Genomic DNA, 16670 nt, shown 5'->3' on the forward strand with positions numbered 1-16670 from the left:
CTGGCTGTTCATCCTTCTCCGTTCATCAATGCCGCACAGCGCTGACTGAGCGCATCACGCTGAGCGATACCGCTGCCGGTAAGGGCGAATCCGAGCAGTTTGCCGTCGTGATCCAGATACTCTGCCACTACACCGCCTTCCAGCTCTGTGACCTTCCAGTCTGCGGCGGTGCTGCCCACACGGGGCGGGCATACCACGGTGGGGCGCAGGGTGGTTTTTACCGCAACCGGCAGGCTGCCGTACTGCACCGGTGTCGGTTTGCCGGTGAGGGTCTGGGCCAGGGCGCGGGCGCTCTGGGTAAGTGGGGCGACGAAGAAGAGATTGTGACCGTCGACCTCGGCACAGTCTCCGAGGGCGAAGATATCCGGGTCGCTGGTCTGCAGTTGGCGGTTGGTGATGATTCCGCGGGAGACGTCGATACCAGCGGTTTCCGCCAGCCCGGTATTGGGTTTGAGGCCGAGGGCAGCCAGGGCGATGTCGGCCTCGATCACACTGTCGTCTGCCAGCTGTGCACGGAGTCCGCCCGCCTGCAGATCCAGTTGGCTGACGCCCGCGCCGAAGTGAAAGCGCACGCCGGCGCTTTCCAGCGCTCGCTGAATATCTCGCCCCGCGGCTTCCGGCAGCAGATTGGCCAGGGGCCACGGCTGCAGGTCCACTACATCCACCGAGTAGCCCGCCTGAATCAGGTCGTTGGCAAACTCACAGCCAATGAGGCCCGCACCGATCAGCAGTACGCGCTTGCGGTTGGCCAGGGCGGTGCGGAAGCGATGATAGTCCGACAGGCTGTTGACCCGGAACAGGCGGGACAATCCGTTGCCGTCGATGGGCGGCAGTGGCGCGCAGTTGGCACCGGTGGCAAATACCAGTCGACCGTAGGTGAGTTCGGCGCTGATGCCGCCGCTGTCGGATACCAGCGTCAAGAGCTTGGCGGTGCGGTCCAGGTTGGTGACGTGCGAGTGCACGAGGATTTCAGCGTTCAGTTCTTTCGCCATGTCTTCCGCACTGGCGGTGGCCAGTTGTTGCGGGGTTTTTCCATGGGCGAGGGACGCGGAGAGCAGCGGTTTGGAGTAAAAGGTACCGTCGTCGCCGGTGATCAGGGTCAGCGGTGTGCGCTGATCGAGTTTGCGGAACTCCCTGGCCAGGTGATAACCGGCGAGGCCGGTACCGATGATCACCAGCGGCTGGATGTCGTCGAGTATCGGGCGCGTCTCTTCGAGCGGTTGTGACTCACCTGCGTCGGCGGCGGGCGTGCTCACCAGCACCATATCGAAATCTTCTTTACCGACACCGCATTCCGGGCAGGTCCAGTCTTCCGGGATATCTTCCCAGCGTGTGCCGGGGGCAATACCTTCTTCCGGTGCGCCTTTCGATTCGTCGTAGACCCAGCCACACACCATGCATTCCCAGATGCGACCGGCGGCGGCCGTCGAGGCGGCCGGTTTTTCGATGGCAGGCGCCGCTTCGGGGTTGGCGGTGTCGGCCTGGGGCTGGTGGCCCGGAGCGGTACCCACCACCGCCAGCATATCGAATTCGTCTTTGGTGGCACCGCATTCCGGGCAGAGCCAGTCGTCAGGGATGTCATCCCAGCGGGTACCGGGGGGAATGCCGTCGTCCGGTGAGCCTTTAGCTTCGTCGTAAATCCAGCCACAGATCTGGCATTCCCACACACGGAAGTCGGACATGATTACCCCTGGAAACAGCGTTATTCGTTAAGGTCGAGTGGTCGACTTTGAAGGCTGTGGAGTTTAGGGAAAAACGCCGGGAAAGTTAAGGAACCCGGCGCTTGATAATGGTCACGATTAGGGCGGGAATAAGACGAGAGCAAACAAAACCTATTCTTTGCCCCGCTGGGCAATACTGGTAAGCGCGCGGTGGTACATGTCCGTGATCTGCTCGGTGTTTTCTACGGTGATCCGCAGGTCATTGATCAGCCCGTTGGACAGGCCGTAAACCCAGCCGTGTACGGACAACTCCTGACCGTTTTCCCAGGCGTCGCGCACCGGGGTGGTCTGGCACACGTGAATAACCTGCTCGAGCACATTCAGCTCACACAGCAGGTCAACCCGGTCCTGTTCCTTGAACAGTTCGATCAGGGTGTGGTGCTTGTCGCGTACATCCTTGATATGGCGCAACCAGCTTTCAATCAGTCCCAGGCGAGTGTCTTCCAGTGCGGCCTTGACCCCGCCACAGCCATAGTGGCCGACCACCATGATGTGTTTGACCTTGAGCACTTCAACGGCGAACTGGATAACAGACAGACAGTTGAGATCCGACGGCACCACCACGTTGGCCACATTGCGGTGAACGAATAGTTCCCCGGGCAACAGATCGACAATCTGGTTGGCGGGCACACGGCTGTCCGCACATCCAATCCACAGATACTCCGGGGATTGCTGTTCGGAGAGCTTCAGGAAGAAGTCGGGCTTCTCCTTACGGGTGGTTTCCGACCAGGAGTGGTTTTTTTCTATCAGGTCTTGGAGCTGAGACAAGGGGATCATTCCGTTGGTGTGCAGAGACTGCGCAGAATATCCTGTTTGAGTCAGGCGGGGAATGCCTGCGCTGGAATGTCTGCATCGGTAATCGCCATCTGTTACCCTGCGCCCTCAGGTTGAATTCATCTGCTTTCACGCCACCGGCAAGAGACTGATCATGGGACTTCGCAATACCAGCATCCGCCGCCCACGTCGTTTCAACAAGCATAATGCGGCACTGTCCCGGCGCCGAAAAAAAGTGCGCTGGTTGCTGGCGCAGCGGGCACGGGTGCGAAATTACCGTCGCTTTTTTCAGGTGCAATCCCAGATTGTTGCGGACGCACAAGCCGGGCGGGCAGGGGAATAAACCGTGATTGCGCAGTAACTGAAAATAGTGGATTAGAAGGAGACAGGGCGAGTTGGAAGATTCGAATAACAATGTGGTAACGGTAATAGCCGATTACCGGGACGATCAACAGGGCGCAGATCTGTTGGCGCTATTGAATGAATATGCTCTGGACCCCTGCGGTGGCGGCGAGCCGCTACCGGACATCTGCCGTGCAGAATTACTGGATCGACTGGCGGCGTTTCCCGGTGCGTTTTCCGTGATGGCATACCAGGGTGGCAAAGCGGTGGGGCTGGTGAACTGCTTTATGGGGTTCTCCACCTTTATGTGCAAACCACTGGTCAATATTCACGATGTGACCGTGAGCCCTTCTGCGCGGGGGGCGGGAATCTGCACATTGATGTTTGAGAAGGTGGTGGCCGAGGCCAAAGCGCGCGGCTGTTGCAAGATCACTCTGGAGGTACTGGAGAAGAACCTGCCGGCGCAGGCGGCCTATCGTAAAGTGGGCTTCAAACCCTATGCCCTCGACGAAGAGTTCGGTCAGGCGGAGTTCTGGCAGCGCTACCTGTAATACGGGAGCGCTGCCGTCAGTTTTATCGATTTAACAGGCCTTTCACGGCGTTGGGTAGATCCGCAGGCAGCAGAATGTTTTTGGCATTCGCGGAGGTAGACAGTTCCTCCAGCGCGTTGATGTAGCGCTCACCCAGCAGATACATAACCGGCATTTCCTTGTCGCCTATGGCGTGGGTTACCCGTTCAATCGCCTCACGGCTGGCGTCGGCCAGTACGACCTGGGCCTTGGCATCCCGCTTGGACGCTTCCAGGCGGCCGTCCGCCTCCAGAATCGCCGCCTGCTTTTCACCTTCTGCACGGGTTACCGTGGCGCGGCGCTGGCGCTCGGCAGCCGCCTGTTCTTCCATCGCTTTCTGCATGGTTGCGGAGGGGTTGATATCCTGAATTTCCACGGTTTTCAGGTTGATTCCCCAATCGGCGATATCGTCGGAGATGGCTTCCTTCAGTTTGGCCTTGATCAGGTCGCGGGAGGACAGGGCGGAGTCCAGAGACATTTCACCAACGATGGAGCGCAGCGCCGTCTGCACCAGGTTTTGAATCGCAATTTCGTAGTCTTCAACACCGTACACCGCCTTCTCCGGCGACACGATATTGATGTACGCCACGGCGTTGGCAATGATGGTGGCGTTATCCTGGGTGATGACTTCCTGCGAGGGAATATCAAGCACGATATCCTTGGTGGTTACCTTGTAGGGCACCTGATCCACGTAGGGGATGATTATGTTCATGCCCGGGTTCAGGGTGCTGTGGTATTTGCCCAGCCGCTGCACTATGTGCTTGGAGCCCTGCGGCACGATGCGTACGCCCATGCCAACGGTAATGATCACCAGCACCACCAGTGCCAGTACTACGGATAACCCTTCCATTTGAATTTCTCCCAAAATTTTTTTGTATATTTGTATCTGGATGTCAGAGCGGGCTGACAACCAGCGTGTTGCCGGAAATGTTCATCACTTTCACCCGCTCGCCAACGGCGATTTCGCTGGTGCTCATAAACATCCATTCGTCTTCGCCGAGAATCGGTGCCGGGAAGCGCATGCGTCCGCGAGGCTTGCCGATATTGGAGTCAATGACCGAGCCCACCTGGCCGCTGAGCGCTTCCATCGCCATTCCGGAGGTGGTGCGATCCTTCCAGTTGGGCTTGATGAACTTTTGCCACACAGCGACCAGCCCGACGGACAGCCCTGCCCAGATCAGCAACTGTGCGGTAATTGGCATGCCCACGAGCATCAGCAAAACGCCCATAAAGAGCGCGGCCAGGCCGAACCAGAACAGGATAAAGCCGGAAACAAAAATCTCCGCGGTGACGAGTAGTAGCCCCAGTACAAGCCAGTGCCAGTAGGCAATATGTGTGTTCAGCCATTCGAGCATGATGGCCTCTCTCCTTAAGTTGTTCCGGATATGTTGTTCCGTGAATCTTGCTACCAAATTGAATGAGCAATTCGTTGATTATGCCTGAAAGCGGTATCACGCGCGCGTGATACTCAAGAACTGCACTGGTGAGCACTAAATCACCATCGTATTGAAGAGGTTTATCACCCGGGGCGGTGGAATTTACGATAAAAATAGTTCCACAAATGTTCGTAAAAACTTCACCAAAGCGCAGCAAAACCGGGGGGCTGTGCAATACTTTTTGCAGGCGCCTCCGAGTATTTCCTCGGAGTACCCGCGAAAGCTCCCTACAAGATGCTGAAGCCGTATCTGCACATCCGAGTTCACCAGCGAACGAGCAGAAAATATGCATCAATTTTGTGCGTTTGCACCGGGGTTATCCCCTACCGCAACCAGCGACATCACGGACGAATTTTTTATGCGAATGACCGCTAACCTGGCCCAGGGCCGCTACCAGTACAGTTGCGATGGCAGAACCATGCCGGTGCAGGACGACTGGCAACTGGGGCGCGATGAACAGGGCAGGCAGCTGCTTATCAGCCGCAGGCTGGTGGGCGAACAGGGGCACGGGATTGAAGTACGCGCGCTGATGGATGCGGGCCTGGTAACCGAGTGCCTGGTGAACTGGAAGGATGAGGTGGACGAGGTGAATGCCCACTATCGCCTTGCCCCCAGTAATGGTGCCGTGGCGGCGATGGGTGATCCTATCGAGGTGGACTGGACCGGCCCCAACGGGCCGCAGCAAATCGTGCTGGAGGGGGGGAACCGGCTGCTGTTCCCTCTGATGCGGATTTTTATGGGGCCACTTCTGTTGCGCCTGTGCGATATGGAATTTGGTTGTGAGGTGATTGCCCCGGATATCGTGGATCCCTCGCAGCGGGGCAAACTCCTGTCTCCCCGTGTGAGCCACCGTCGCGCCGGGGTCATGGCCGGTGATGCGACGATTCAGGGGGTCCATGACCTCGGCCCGGATATCACCGTGTTCTCCTATCAGGGTGACGAGGCCGAGCGGGACGCCCACTGTTTTGTGGACCCGCGCGGACTGCTGGTGGGTTACGACTGGCCAAGCAGCACTGGCCGTTTGTGGCAGGTGCGTTTACGTGACCTGGAGTGGTCAGCGGATTTGGCGTCCCTGAGCTGATTTGGGCAGTGCGTCAATAGGCTGACCGGCCGCACACTATCAGTCCGCAAACCATGTAAACTGGCGCCCTGAATCCAATCAGGAGCGCCAGTTTTTGTTTTCAGCTCGACGTTATTGCTCTTCTCTCAATAAGCTCTGCACCGTACTGCTGGCGGGTACCTGTCTATCCGTAACGGGCTTGGTTAATGCGCAAGTGGTGGCCGCGGAAGACATGCCCGCGGCGGAGGCTGGCAACCAGGAAATCGAGATACTGCAGACCGACGATTCGCTTCAGAGCGAAGAACGGCGCCAGCAAAACTGCTTGCGTGAGCAATTGCTCACTGCGCCGGCGAATATCACACTGGAAGAGATGCGGATTCGCTGTGAGCTGTCGGTAATCCGCGAGGGCCGCCAGGTGGAGGAAACGCCGGTGTTTGCGACGACCCCGGAAGTGCCACCTCAGGAATCGGCCGATGTGCTGATCAGCAAGCGCGCCCAGGCCATCCGCGACGCGGCGCAGAATCCATTCACCCTCGCATCCCATAAAACCAACTATCTGCTTCCGGTAACCTACAACCCCAAGCCCAACAAGGGCGGGCTGGAAGATTACGATACGGAGAATGAGATCGACCTGGATTCCATCGAGGTGCAGTTTCAGCTCTCGGTCCAGGTGCCGGTGTGGCGGGGTTTCCTTGGCAAGGCGTCGTTTATGAGCTTTGCCTACACTAACCGCTCCTTCTGGCAGGCGTACAACTCGGACGATTCCGCGCCATTTCGCGAGACCAATCACGAGCCTGAGCTGATCATGACCTGGCTTAATGACTGGACCATTTTCGGCTTTCAGAACGTGGCTAACCAGATCGCGTTCAATCATCAGTCCAACGGCCGCAGTGAGCCACTGTCCCGCAGCTGGAACCGGGTCTACGCCAATTTTGCCTTTGAAAAAGACAATCTGTATTTCACCTTCAAGCCCTGGTATCGCATTCCGGAAGACAGGGAAGACGACGACAACCCGGATCTGGAATTTTATCTGGGGCATTTCGAGTTTGTGGGTGGGGTAGAGCGCGGCGACCACAATATTTCGATCATGGTGCGCAATAACCTGCGCTCCGATAATAAGGGCGCCGGCGAATTGCGCTGGAGTTTCCCAATGGGCAGCCGCGTGCGCGGTTACGTGAAATACTTCAACGGCTACGGGGAAAGCCTGATCGACTACGATGAATCGGTACAGACCCTGGGGATAGGATTTGAACTGGCCCGGGGTACCGGAAGTTAAGCGGCACCGGTACGAATCTGCTGGGCGGGCGCCAGCGGCCCGCTCACGACGATTTAGACGACTTCAATGGTGCCGAGCAATACGGATAAGGTCCACGGATGGGATTTGACGACACCTACAGGCTGAGTGCTCACGCGGTCATAACCAATGAAGCGGGTGAGGTGCTGCAACTGCGCGCCACCTATGCGGACAAAAACTGGGGACTGCCTGGCGGCGCGCTGGACCTGGGGGAAACCATTCACGAGGCCCTGCACCGGGAGTGCAGAGAGGAGCTGGGCCGGGAGATCGTCATTGACTACCTGAGTGGCGTCTATTACCACCGGGCATACAACTCACATGTGTTTATCTTCCGCGCGCATTTGAAAGCCCATGGCACGAGAAATAACGGCGGGGGAAACAGCAATGGCGATATCACCTTGTCGTCCGAACACTCCGCATTTGATTACTTTTCTGTGAACGACCTGTCACCGGTCCAGCGCGTGCGCGTTCAGCACTGTTTGCAATTTAACGGCGAAGTTCAGAGCGCAAAATTCTAATGTGATCACATTTGACGATCATTGATTTCGTATCCCTACGGCTTTCTGGTGCTTATCGCCAATTTCTTGTGTCTACCCCTAAACGGCGTCAGCCTCATTTAGTATCTGTCTCCTATGCTGAAAGATAAGAAGAAATGTTATGGGTGTAGAACTGCCAATGCCTGATCTGGGCAATCTCTGCGAACAGCGCCAGCCACTGGAGTGCCGAGTGGCGCTGGTCAGTAATGACCGCGACCTGAGCAGCATTTGGGTCAGCGCACTCAATGCGACCGCCGCTCAGCACGAGAACCCCTACGGGTTGCGCTTTGAGTCGGTCGCCACCAGCGCACTGGAGAAGTGCCTGCGGGAAGAGGACCAGTTGCAGGCGCTGATTATCGACGGTGGCTGTGACGCCGACGAGCTCAAGGCCGCAGAGCAACTGGCCGACCGTATGCATGACTTGCGGGCGCAGTTGAACGTTTTTCTGGTGGCACAGGATTCGTTCCTGAATGACCAGGGCGGTGCCCCTGCGTCCGTGCGCAAGCGCTTCGATGAGCTGTTCGACCGCCGTGAGTGCAACTTCAACCATATGTTCCGGCTGGTACAGGCGTTTATCGCCCGCCGCGCCTCCACTCCGTTTGCCGATACCCTCAAGGAGTATGTGTTCTCCGCCCGCGATGCCTGGCATACCCCCGGCCACTCCGGTGGCGACAGTCTGCGCAACAGCCCCTGGGTAGGGGACTTCTACCGCTTTATGGGTGAGCACGTGTTCAATACCGACCTGTCGGTATCCGTACAGGTACTGGACAGCCTGCTGGAGCCCCACTCGGTGATCCAGGAAGCCCAGGACCTGGCAGCCCAGGCATTTGGTGCCGAACAGACGTTCTTCCTCACCAACGGCACCTCCACTGCCAACAAGGTGGTGATTCAGCAGATTCTGGGCGGAGGTGGCAAGATCATTGTCGATCAGGCCTGTCACAAGTCGGTACATCACGCGATCGTGATGAACCGGGTGGAACCCGTGTATCTCAAGTCCACCCTGCATCCACAATTCGGCATCTACGGCCCGGTATGCCGCGCGGATATCGAAACCGCGCTGGACGAGCACCCGGATGCGGGTCTGTTGGTGATCACCTCCTGTACCTATGACGGCCTGCGCTATGACCTCAAGCCGATCATCGATTATGCCCACGAGCGCGGGGTGAAAGTACTGATCGATGAGGCCTGGTACGCGCACGGTTACTTCCACACCGAGCTGCGCCCAACGGCACTGGAGTGCGGGGCGGACTATGTCACCCAGAGCACCCACAAAATGCTGTCGGCCTTTTCCCAGGCCAGCATGATCCATGTGCAGGACCCGGATTTCGATGAGTTCCGTTTCCGCGAAAACCTGAATATGTACGCGTCCACCAGCCCGCAGTATTCGATGATCGCGAGTCTCGATGTGGCACGTAAACAGATGGTGATGGAAGGTTACGGGCGCTTGCGCCACTGTGCACAGATGGTCGCCACTTTGCGTCGGGAAGTGGATGCAACCGGTGTGTTTCGCGCATTGACCCTGGACGATCTGGTGCCGGCAACCCTGGCCAAAGACAATATTCGCCTGGACCCAACCAAAGTGACCATCGACGTATCCGGCAGTGGTTACTCCGGTAAAGAGATTCAGGTCAAACTGTTCGACCAGTTCGGTATTCAGGTCGAGAAAACCACGTACAACACAGTGACCGTCCTGGTGACACTGGGTAGCACCGAGAGCAAACTGCTGCGACTGGTGCACGCACTCAAGCAACTGGCGCGGCAACCGCGCAAGCGCAGCCATGCGGGGACCGCCCGACAGTTGCCAGAGTTTACCCATCTCAACTGTCTGCCGGCGGATGCATACTTTGCGGATACCCAAGAGCTGCCACTGATGGACAACGGGGTGGCGGCAGAGAAAAAACTGGTGGGGCGCACTTGCGCGGACGAAATTGTTCCCTATCCACCGGGGATTCCGGTGCTGGTGCCAGGGCAGGAGATATCCGCGCAGATCGTGCAGTTTTTACAACAACTGTTGCAGGGGCAGAATGCGACAGAAATTCACGGTTTGATTTTCCGATCCGACGAGCCAATGCTGCGCGTGGTCAAGCCCGAGGCTCGTGGGGACATGGCACCCGAGACACCGGCGAAAGCCAAGAAGTAGCCGCGGCTGGGGCGACGAGGGACGAGGCAGGAATGCCAGAAGAAACTGTTGGCAATGGTTCGCCACACTGTATTCTGATCGCCGGTGCGGGCGGCGGCCTGGGTGTTGCCTTGAGCGCTGTTCTCTCAAAACGATTGCCCACAGCTAATCTGCTGACGATCAGTCGAGGTGATCTGGATCGCATCTCGGATATGCATCATCACCTGATCGCGGATCTGGAAGATCCCGGGTGTATTGCCCCTGTTCGCGAGTGGCTGTGCAAATGGCCTTTGCCAAATTGGATCGTGTGTTGCTGCGGCATTCTGCACTGGCCCGGTCACCAGCCAGAGAAAAACCTGCAGCAATGTGATGGTGAGGCGATTCATCACAGTGTCACGGTCAATGCCCTCACGCATTTACATCTGGCTCAGGCGATTGACCCTCTGCTCAAACGCCAATCGCCACTCGTTTGGACGTCGCTTTCCGCAAAAGTGGGAAGCATTGAAGACAACCAGCTGGGCGGCTGGTACAGCTACCGTATGAGTAAAGCCGCGCTCAATATGTTGGTGCGAAACCTCTCCATCGAGTGGGGTAGAAAAATCGATACCTGTTGTGTGGTCGCGCTGCACCCGGGTACAACAGACACATCTCTGTCCAAGCCTTTTCAGCGGAATATTCCCGACGGCAAGCTCTATTCAGCGACACAAAGTGCCGAAAGAATTGTGTCGGTCTTGCAACAGTTAAAGGACAGTGACTCCGGTAAGTTACTTTTCTGGGATGGCTCGCATATTCCCTGGTAGCCCGGAGCTCTATCGGAAAAACTTGCCGGATTCTTATTTATTTCCACACATTGCCATCTTCACTTCCGATATGTATTGGTGGCAGTATCTCTAGTCCGGCGCAACACAGTAACGTTAAACTCTCCCTCTGTTCACAATGAGTTTCCTACAGGAAACCGGGCAAGGGAGAGTTTTCGTGAGTAAAAAGGCCTTTGAAGTAGGGATGGACTGGAGCCAGTCGCTGGCGGCCATATGGCGACCCAAACGCGCGGCGCTGAAACCGGTTCGCCGGCTGGACCCAATCAGGCTCGATGAGCTGTTGGGCATTGACGAGCAAAAGCACCAGCTGGTGGCGAACACACAACGGTTTTTGCGCGGCGAAAGTGCCAATCACGCGCTCTTGTGGGGATCTCGCGGCACCGGGAAATCCAGCCTGATCAAGGGGATATTGAACCGCTTTGGCGAGGACGGGCTGCGTTGTATTGAGGTCAACCTGCAAGATCTGGATGACCTTCCCGAAATCGTCGACCAGCTCGACAGCGGCGATGCCAAAAATTACCGCTTTATCCTGTTCTGCGACGACTTTTCTTTTGAAAAGGGCGACGAGCGCTACAAAGCCCTCAAAACCATTCTCGCCGGCTCACTGGAGCTGCCTCCGGAAAACGTACTGCTGTACGCCACTTCCAACCGCCGCCACCTGATACCGGAAAGCGCGTCGGACAACCTGCAAACCAGAATCGTCGATGGTGAGCTGCACCACGGTGACACGGTAGAGGAAACTCTATCTCTCGCCGACCGCTTTGGTCTCTGGCTGAGCTTCTACCCCGCGAATTGGGAAAGCTACCTGAAAATGGTGGATCAGCACTTTTCGGATTACACCGGTGACCGGCAACAACTCCACACGGCCGCCAAACAGTTCGCCATGCTCCGTGCCAGCCACAGCGGGCGAACCGCGGAGCAGTTCTACAAAAGCTATTCAGATTGACCCGCTAGTGGTCCATGCGGAAAGTTCGGTAACTATGGAGCACAGCCAAAGTGTTCAGATCAAGGCGAGAAAGCGCAGGAATAGTGGTTCTATTTCAAGCTTTCTCAACGCAGAGCAGGGCGCTTTGGCGAAGCGAACAGTTACACAACTTTCCGCATGGACCACTAGATCATGTAGGAGCCTGTCCTGCAGGGCAGGCTCTTGCGAAAGGCGTTAAGAAATCAGCGGATTACCACGCTCGATAATCGTTTTCACATCCACGCCTACAGGCAAGGTCCCGGTATTGTTCGCTCCCCGTGTATCAAGGCGGGATGCAATAAACCCTTCTGCAACCGGGGTATTGCCGGCCTGCATTAACAAATGGCTCTGCATGGTCAGCGCCAGTTGATCGATAATGTGCCGTGCGCGGTATTCCATATTGTCCAGGTCCGCGAACTGATTTTTCAGTTGCGCCAGTGCCCGGTCAAAGCGCAGATCGCTACCCTTGCTTTTTTCCAGCTCATCAAACCAGTTGGTCAGCACCGCCGGTGTTTTTGCCACCGCGCGTAATACATCCAGTGCCTGGATGTTGCCGGAACCCTCCCAGATGGCATTGATGGGGGCGTCGCGGTAGAGGCGGGCGGTAATGAAATTCTCGATCACACCATTTCCACCGAGACACTCCATCGCCTCATACGCGTGATGCGGGGTGCGTTTGCAGATCCAGTATTTGCCCACTGCGGTACCGAGGCGCATCAGTAGTTTCTGTTGCTCGTCGTCCAGGTGATCCATGGCCTGCGCCATGCGCATGGTCATGGCGACGGAGCCTTCCACTTCCAGTTGCAGGTCGGCGAGTACATTTTGCATCAGTGGTTGTTCGATCAACCGTTTACCGAACGCGTTGCGCTGGCTGGCGTGGTATATCGCCTGAAGTGCAGCCTGGCGCTGCCCGCCGGAGGAGCCGATCATACAGTCGAAGCGGGTGGCCGAGACCATTTCGATGATCGCCGGTACACCGCGGCCTTCCTCGCCCACCAGCCAACCGAGCGCGCCGCGCAGCTCGATTTCTGACGAGGCATTGGAGATGTTGCCGGCCTTGTCTTTCAGGCGCTGTACCTGAATCGGGTTTTTCGACCCATCCGGGCGCCAGCGGGGCACCAGAAAGCAGCTGAGCCCGGCGTCGGTTTGCGCCAGCATCAAAAAGGCATCGCACATGGGGGCGGAGGTAAACCATTTGTGGCCGACGATCTCGTAGGCGCCTTCGCCGATTGCTGTGGCCGTGGTGGTGTTGGCGCGCACATCGGAGCCGCCCTGTTTCTCCGTCATCCCCATTCCGATGGTGAGCGTGGATTTTTCTGTGTGGGGGCGGTTGCTGGGGTCGTAATCGCGATCGGTAATTTTCGGCAGCCACTCTTTTGCCAGAGCGGGAGTGAGCTTGATGGAAGGCACCGAGGCAAAAGTCATGGTGATCGGGCAGCCGTGGCCGGATTCCACCTGGCTGTGCAGATAGTATTTGGCGGCGCGCACCACGTGTGCGCCGGGCTTAGGGTCCGTCCACGGCGACGAGTGTAGCCCTTCACTTTTCGCCAGTTGCATCAGCTGGTGGTAGGCGGGGTGGTAATTGACCTGGTCGATGCGGTTGCCTACCCGGTCGTGGGGTTCAAACTCCGGCTTGTAGTGATTGGCCTGAAAACCGCGTTCAATCCACTCCGGGCGCCCGCAGATTTCACCGTAACGTTGCAGGTCGTCTTCACCCCAGTGACCGCCGTTGCGTGCCACTGCCTCTTTCAATGCCGTATCCCCAGCGTAAAGGTTATGACCCTGCAGTGGGCGAGGCTGGTTCATGACGGTATGAGTGCTGGCCATCTCTGACGCTGTATGCGGATTGTCCATGCTTTTCTCTCGGTAATCTTTGGATTCTCTTTTAGATCAATCCTAACCAACTTGCATGGCGGCCACTTGTCATTTGATGCCGGGCGCATTGCTCCCATGCGCCAATTGCGCCTCACTGTGCGCAGCGTTGATGCATTTGTGAGTGACAGCGTTGTCATCCGTGTGCTGCAGGCGGTAGCATGACCGCAGGAACAAGGGTGAATCCAAGCCCTAATACATAACGAGGTATAACGCAGGAGAACTCGCGATGGGGAACTGGTGGCGTTGGTGTGGTCTGTGGCTGGTGATGTTGGGTGGTGCTGCCTGTGCGGAAGAGAGCGCGGATGTACCCCCGGTGAGTGCGGACGAATTGGCAGTAATGGGCTATTACATGGGCGACGGGCATGACCTGGCGCGCTATGACTTCAACAAGCTCACGCATCTTATCTACAGCTTCGTCTGATCTGGACGGCAATCAGCTGGCATTTCGGGACGATGAAGCGGTCGCTTCTTATCGGCGCTTGTTGGCGCTGAAACAACAGTTCCCACATTTAAAAATAATGATCGCGCTCGGAGGTTGGGGTGGCTGCGAGACCTGTTCAGAGGTTTTCTCTTCAGCGGAAAACCGTCGTGCCTTTGCCGGCTCTGTAAAGGCAACACTGGAGCGCATTGGTGGCGATGGCCTGGATCTGGATTGGGAGTATCCAGCCATTGCCGGACATCCGGGGCATCCCTACAAACCGGAAGACCGCGAAAACTTTACCGCGCTGGTGCAGGCGTTGCGCAAGACCTTGGGGCAGGACTACCTGATCACTGCCGCCATTGGTGGTTTCGATGAGTTTTTGCAGAAATCCCTGGACTGGCAGGCGGTCACGCCGTTGCTGAATGCGATCAACGTGATGAGTTACGACCTGGTCAATGGCTTCAGCACCGTGACCGGACACCACTCACCCCTGTATTCCACCGATCAGCAGAAGCAGTCCACGGACAATGCCGTCCGCTTCCTGCTGGAAGCCGGTGTGCCCAGCAAGAAAATTGTGATTGGTGCGGCTTTCTATTCACGGGTTTGGGATGGCGTCGCACCGGACCAGAAAGGGCGCTATCAGAATGGCACCCATGTTGCGGGCCTGGCGTTTAGTGCATTGGAAACCGCCTATACCGCAGAGTCAGGATTTGAGCTGGCGTGGGATGACGAGGCAAAGGCTGCATACGCCTACCACGCGCAGAAGAAACAGTTTGCGACCTTTGATAACCCGCGTTCTGTCGCAGCAAAAACCCGTTATGCAAAGGATCACAAGCTGGGCGGCATTATGTTCTGGCAGTTGCCGGGGGATAGCGACGATGGCGAACTGGTAAACGCGATCTTCGAAGAAAAAAGCCGCTGATGTTACGGCAAGCGCTAGATACTGCGCTTGCCGGAGAGGTTGAGGGTCAACTCCAGTAGTCCGGCCCAGGGGTCCATTTCCTTGCCGCCTTTGATGGCGTTATCCACTGCCCTCGCGCGCATCAGGAAGTTTTCCAGGTGGCGCGGGCGCAGGCGCTGGCAGGCGGCCTGAATCAGCGGCTGGCGTTTCTGGATACGCACCAGACGGTTGATGGGCTGGCCTTGATCCAATTTCTGTTGGGTTTCTAGCAAGGTGCGGATTTCCCGGGCAATGGCCCAGAGCACCACCGGGGCTTCCACACCTTCGGCGCGCAGCCCTTGTAATGTGCGCACCGCGCCCGCGGCGTCGGCAGCGAGCGCCTTGTCGATCAAACCGAACACGTCGTAGCGTGCGGAGCTGGCGACGGCATTATTCATGGTGTCGGCGGTAATCACCGTGTCCTGTGCCAGCAGTTTCAGCTTTTCAATTTCCTGACTGGCGGCGAGCAGGTTGCCTTCCACACGCTCGGCCAGTATCTGGATGGCTTCCGGCTCGGCGTCGAGGTTGGCGGCGCGCAGGCGTTGGTGAATCCAGCGCGGCATTTCGGAGGCGTTTACCGGCCAGATCTGGATCAGTACGCCTTTGGCTTCCAGCGCCTTTACCCATTTGCTGTTTAGTTGCGAGCGGTCGAGGCGTGGCAATACCAGTAGCAACAGGGTTTCGTCGTTCGCCATGCTGGCGAACTCCTGCAGGGCTTTACTGCCTTTGTCGCCGGGCTTGCCGCCGGGCAGGCGCAACTCAATTACTTTTTTGTCTGCGAACAGTGAGAGGGAGCCGGCTGCGGAGAGCAGTTGGCCCCAGTCGAAGTTGTGTTCGCCGTGCAGCAGGTCGCGCTCGTTGAAGCCCTGTTTGCGCGCGGCGTTGCGGATACTGTCGCAGCATTCCTGCACCAGTAGCGGTTCGTCGCCGGTGACGACGTAGATGGGTGCGAGTCCCTGGCGTAGGTTCTGCGCGAGCTGGCGCGGGTTGATGCGTGGCATATCAGGGCAGTGCCGGGCTGTCGCGGACTGGGGTGTTGATTTCGATACGGCGCAGGCGGTCGATGATCCGGCCGATAAGTTCGCGGCGCATTTCTTCCCGCTGCAGGCGCTCTTCTTCCCCTTTACTGACGACTTCGGCGTCGTCCCATTCGAGGGTGCGGTAGACGTCGGCGCGGGCCATGGTAAGGAGGTCGCGGCCGGTGTTGTCACGCACGCTGTATTCGGCGCTGGTGATGAGTTCGTATTCGGAGGCGCGGCCCTGGGCATCCACGGAGACGGTACGTTTTTGTTCGATCTCTTTGTGGATGGTGAGGGTGAAGTCGGCTTCGTTAGGCGCTTCTGCTAATGGCAGGCCGCTAGTTTGCAGCAGGCGGGTGATGCTTTCGGCAAGTTCGCTTCTGGGGTCTTCGGTGGTGATGTAGAGCTTGCTTCCGGGAGGGAAGTTTTTCGGTGCGCCGCGGAGGTGCCAGCCACAGGCTGAGATTGCTATGGCCAGGATTATTGTTAGGGTGCGGAGCATTATTGATTTCATCGAGGTCCGTTGCGTTCTTTTGCTGATGTGGTGGTGGGAGGGTGCCGGGTACAGGTTTTCAGGACCGCTGTAGACCCATCCCTGGGCGCTGCGGCGCAAACATCCTGTTTGCGACGCTCCTGAAAACCTGTACCCGGCACCCACCCTTCGCATCTGAGCATTGTGCTTCGTAAGGGAAGGTGGATGCGCTGTGCTTATCCACCCTACGTCGAGGTACTGCCTTAATTTGTAGGGTGGATAAGCGAGAGCGCATCCACCACTCGGGGTC

General features: G+C 57.5%; 17 protein-coding genes. 10 read left to right on the plus strand and 7 right to left on the minus strand.

Annotated features, from left to right (window positions below; translation table 11 throughout):
* Positions 1 to 8: 8 nt before the first annotated feature.
* Both ACYX4K_RS02800 and can read right to left on the minus strand, forming a co-directional pair.
* Positions 9 to 1682: an FAD-dependent oxidoreductase gene (locus ACYX4K_RS02800; protein ID WP_475093624.1), complete on the minus strand. Its 1674-nt coding sequence runs from the start codon at positions 1680 to 1682 to the stop codon at positions 9 to 11.
* Positions 1683 to 1832: 150 nt separating this feature from the next.
* Positions 1833 to 2489 (minus strand): carbonate dehydratase, encoded by a 657-nt coding sequence (gene can, locus ACYX4K_RS02805; RefSeq protein WP_475093623.1) that lies wholly within the window; start codon positions 2487 to 2489, stop codon positions 1833 to 1835.
* Between the two features lie 160 nt (positions 2490 to 2649).
* On the opposite strand from can, the gene ACYX4K_RS02810 reads away from it, so the two are divergent.
* Positions 2650 to 2838, plus strand: coding sequence for a hypothetical protein (locus ACYX4K_RS02810; protein WP_475093622.1), 189 nt, complete (start codon positions 2650 to 2652; stop codon positions 2836 to 2838).
* Positions 2839 to 2890: 52 nt separating this feature from the next.
* Positions 2891 to 3388 carry a GNAT family N-acetyltransferase gene (locus tag ACYX4K_RS02815; RefSeq protein WP_475093621.1) on the plus strand — a complete coding sequence of 166 codons (498 nt, stop codon included), beginning with the start codon at positions 2891 to 2893 and terminating at the stop codon, positions 3386 to 3388.
* 22 nt (positions 3389 to 3410) lie between these two features.
* Here ACYX4K_RS02815 and ACYX4K_RS02820 read toward each other — a convergent pair whose 3' ends face one another.
* Both ACYX4K_RS02820 and ACYX4K_RS02825 read right to left on the minus strand, forming a co-directional pair.
* A complete protein-coding gene (locus tag ACYX4K_RS02820) occupies positions 3411 to 4256 on the minus strand; it encodes an SPFH domain-containing protein (protein WP_475093620.1) in 846 nt (281 codons plus the stop codon).
* A 43-nt stretch (positions 4257 to 4299) separates the two neighbouring features.
* Complete coding sequence (locus ACYX4K_RS02825; protein WP_475093619.1) at positions 4300 to 4761, minus strand: NfeD family protein; 462 nt, start codon at positions 4759 to 4761, stop codon at positions 4300 to 4302.
* 367 nt (positions 4762 to 5128) lie between these two features.
* Between ACYX4K_RS02825 and ACYX4K_RS02830 the strand changes: the two genes are divergently transcribed.
* The 6 genes from ACYX4K_RS02830 to ACYX4K_RS02855 all read left to right on the plus strand — a co-directional run bounded on the left by ACYX4K_RS02830 (position 5129) and on the right by ACYX4K_RS02855 (position 11615).
* Positions 5129 to 5923: a hypothetical protein gene (locus ACYX4K_RS02830; RefSeq protein ID WP_476178759.1), complete on the plus strand. Its 795-nt coding sequence runs from the start codon at positions 5129 to 5131 to the stop codon at positions 5921 to 5923.
* A 178-nt stretch (positions 5924 to 6101) separates the two neighbouring features.
* Entirely contained in the window at positions 6102 to 7178 is a 1077-nt protein-coding gene (locus ACYX4K_RS02835) for a phospholipase A (protein ID WP_475093617.1), read from the plus strand.
* Positions 7179 to 7276: 98 nt separating this feature from the next.
* A complete protein-coding gene (locus ACYX4K_RS02840; RefSeq protein ID WP_475093616.1) occupies positions 7277 to 7714 on the plus strand; it encodes an NUDIX hydrolase in 438 nt (145 codons plus the stop codon).
* A 139-nt stretch (positions 7715 to 7853) separates the two neighbouring features.
* Entirely contained in the window at positions 7854 to 9872 is a 2019-nt protein-coding gene (locus ACYX4K_RS02845) for an aminotransferase class I/II-fold pyridoxal phosphate-dependent enzyme (protein WP_475093615.1), read from the plus strand.
* Positions 9873 to 9904: 32 nt separating this feature from the next.
* Positions 9905 to 10651: an SDR family oxidoreductase gene (locus ACYX4K_RS02850; protein WP_475093614.1), complete on the plus strand. Its 747-nt coding sequence runs from the start codon at positions 9905 to 9907 to the stop codon at positions 10649 to 10651.
* 175 nt (positions 10652 to 10826) lie between these two features.
* On the plus strand, positions 10827 to 11615 hold the full coding sequence (locus ACYX4K_RS02855; protein WP_475093613.1) for an ATP-binding protein: 789 nt from the start codon (positions 10827 to 10829) through the stop codon (positions 11613 to 11615).
* 213 nt (positions 11616 to 11828) lie between these two features.
* On the opposite strand, the gene ACYX4K_RS02860 is transcribed toward ACYX4K_RS02855, so the two are convergent.
* Positions 11829 to 13487, minus strand: coding sequence for an isovaleryl-CoA dehydrogenase (locus tag ACYX4K_RS02860; protein WP_475093612.1), 1659 nt, complete (start codon positions 13485 to 13487; stop codon positions 11829 to 11831).
* Positions 13488 to 13734: 247 nt separating this feature from the next.
* Here ACYX4K_RS02860 and ACYX4K_RS02865 point away from each other — a divergent pair, with 247 nt between their 5' ends.
* The gene (locus ACYX4K_RS02865) at positions 13735 to 13929 is read left to right on the plus strand and encodes a hypothetical protein (protein ID WP_476178760.1); all 195 of its coding nucleotides are present in this window, start codon (positions 13735 to 13737) and stop codon (positions 13927 to 13929) included.
* Positions 13886 to 14851, plus strand: coding sequence for a glycoside hydrolase family 18 protein (locus ACYX4K_RS02870; RefSeq protein WP_476178761.1), 966 nt, complete (start codon positions 13886 to 13888; stop codon positions 14849 to 14851). Before ACYX4K_RS02865 ends, ACYX4K_RS02870 begins: the two co-directional genes overlap by 44 nt.
* A 14-nt stretch (positions 14852 to 14865) precedes the next feature.
* Here the strand turns inward: ACYX4K_RS02870 and holA are convergent, their stop codons facing one another.
* Both holA and ACYX4K_RS02880 read right to left on the minus strand, forming a co-directional pair.
* A complete protein-coding gene (gene holA / locus ACYX4K_RS02875; RefSeq protein WP_476178762.1) occupies positions 14866 to 15870 on the minus strand; it encodes a DNA polymerase III subunit delta in 1005 nt (334 codons plus the stop codon).
* Position 15871: 1 nt separating this feature from the next.
* Positions 15872 to 16390, minus strand: a complete 519-nt coding sequence (locus tag ACYX4K_RS02880; RefSeq protein WP_475093609.1) for an LPS-assembly lipoprotein LptE — start codon at positions 16388 to 16390, stop codon at positions 15872 to 15874.
* Positions 16391 to 16670: the final 280 nt, after the last annotated feature.

It is taken from the genome of Microbulbifer sp. ABF4_107, assembly GCF_056312215.1.

Bases quoted from the DNA above. Each gene is read 5' to 3' on its own strand.
- ACYX4K_RS02850 (WP_475093614.1), top strand. From the start codon at position 9,905: ATGCCAGAAGAAACTGTTGGCAATGGTTCGCCACACTGTATTCTGATC.
- ACYX4K_RS02860 (WP_475093612.1), bottom strand. From the start codon at position 13,487: ATGGACAATCCGCATACAGCGTCAGAGATGGCCAGCACTCATACCGTC.
- ACYX4K_RS02865 (WP_476178760.1), top strand. From the start codon at position 13,735: ATGGGGAACTGGTGGCGTTGGTGTGGTCTGTGGCTGGTGATGTTGGGT.
- ACYX4K_RS02880 (WP_475093609.1), bottom strand. From the start codon at position 16,390: ATGCTCCGCACCCTAACAATAATCCTGGCCATAGCAATCTCAGCCTGT.
- ACYX4K_RS02830 (WP_476178759.1), top strand. From the start codon at position 5,129: ATGCATCAATTTTGTGCGTTTGCACCGGGGTTATCCCCTACCGCAACC.
- ACYX4K_RS02845 (WP_475093615.1), top strand. From the start codon at position 7,854: ATGGGTGTAGAACTGCCAATGCCTGATCTGGGCAATCTCTGCGAACAG.
- ACYX4K_RS02820 (WP_475093620.1), bottom strand. From the start codon at position 4,256: ATGGAAGGGTTATCCGTAGTACTGGCACTGGTGGTGCTGGTGATCATT.
- holA (WP_476178762.1), bottom strand. From the start codon at position 15,870: ATGCCACGCATCAACCCGCGCCAGCTCGCGCAGAACCTACGCCAGGGA.
- ACYX4K_RS02840 (WP_475093616.1), top strand. From the start codon at position 7,277: ATGGGATTTGACGACACCTACAGGCTGAGTGCTCACGCGGTCATAACC.
- ACYX4K_RS02870 (WP_476178761.1), top strand. From the start codon at position 13,886: ATGACTTCAACAAGCTCACGCATCTTATCTACAGCTTCGTCTGATCTG.
- ACYX4K_RS02825 (WP_475093619.1), bottom strand. From the start codon at position 4,761: ATGCTCGAATGGCTGAACACACATATTGCCTACTGGCACTGGCTTGTA.
- ACYX4K_RS02810 (WP_475093622.1), top strand. From the start codon at position 2,650: ATGGGACTTCGCAATACCAGCATCCGCCGCCCACGTCGTTTCAACAAG.
- ACYX4K_RS02800 (WP_475093624.1), bottom strand. From the start codon at position 1,682: ATGTCCGACTTCCGTGTGTGGGAATGCCAGATCTGTGGCTGGATTTAC.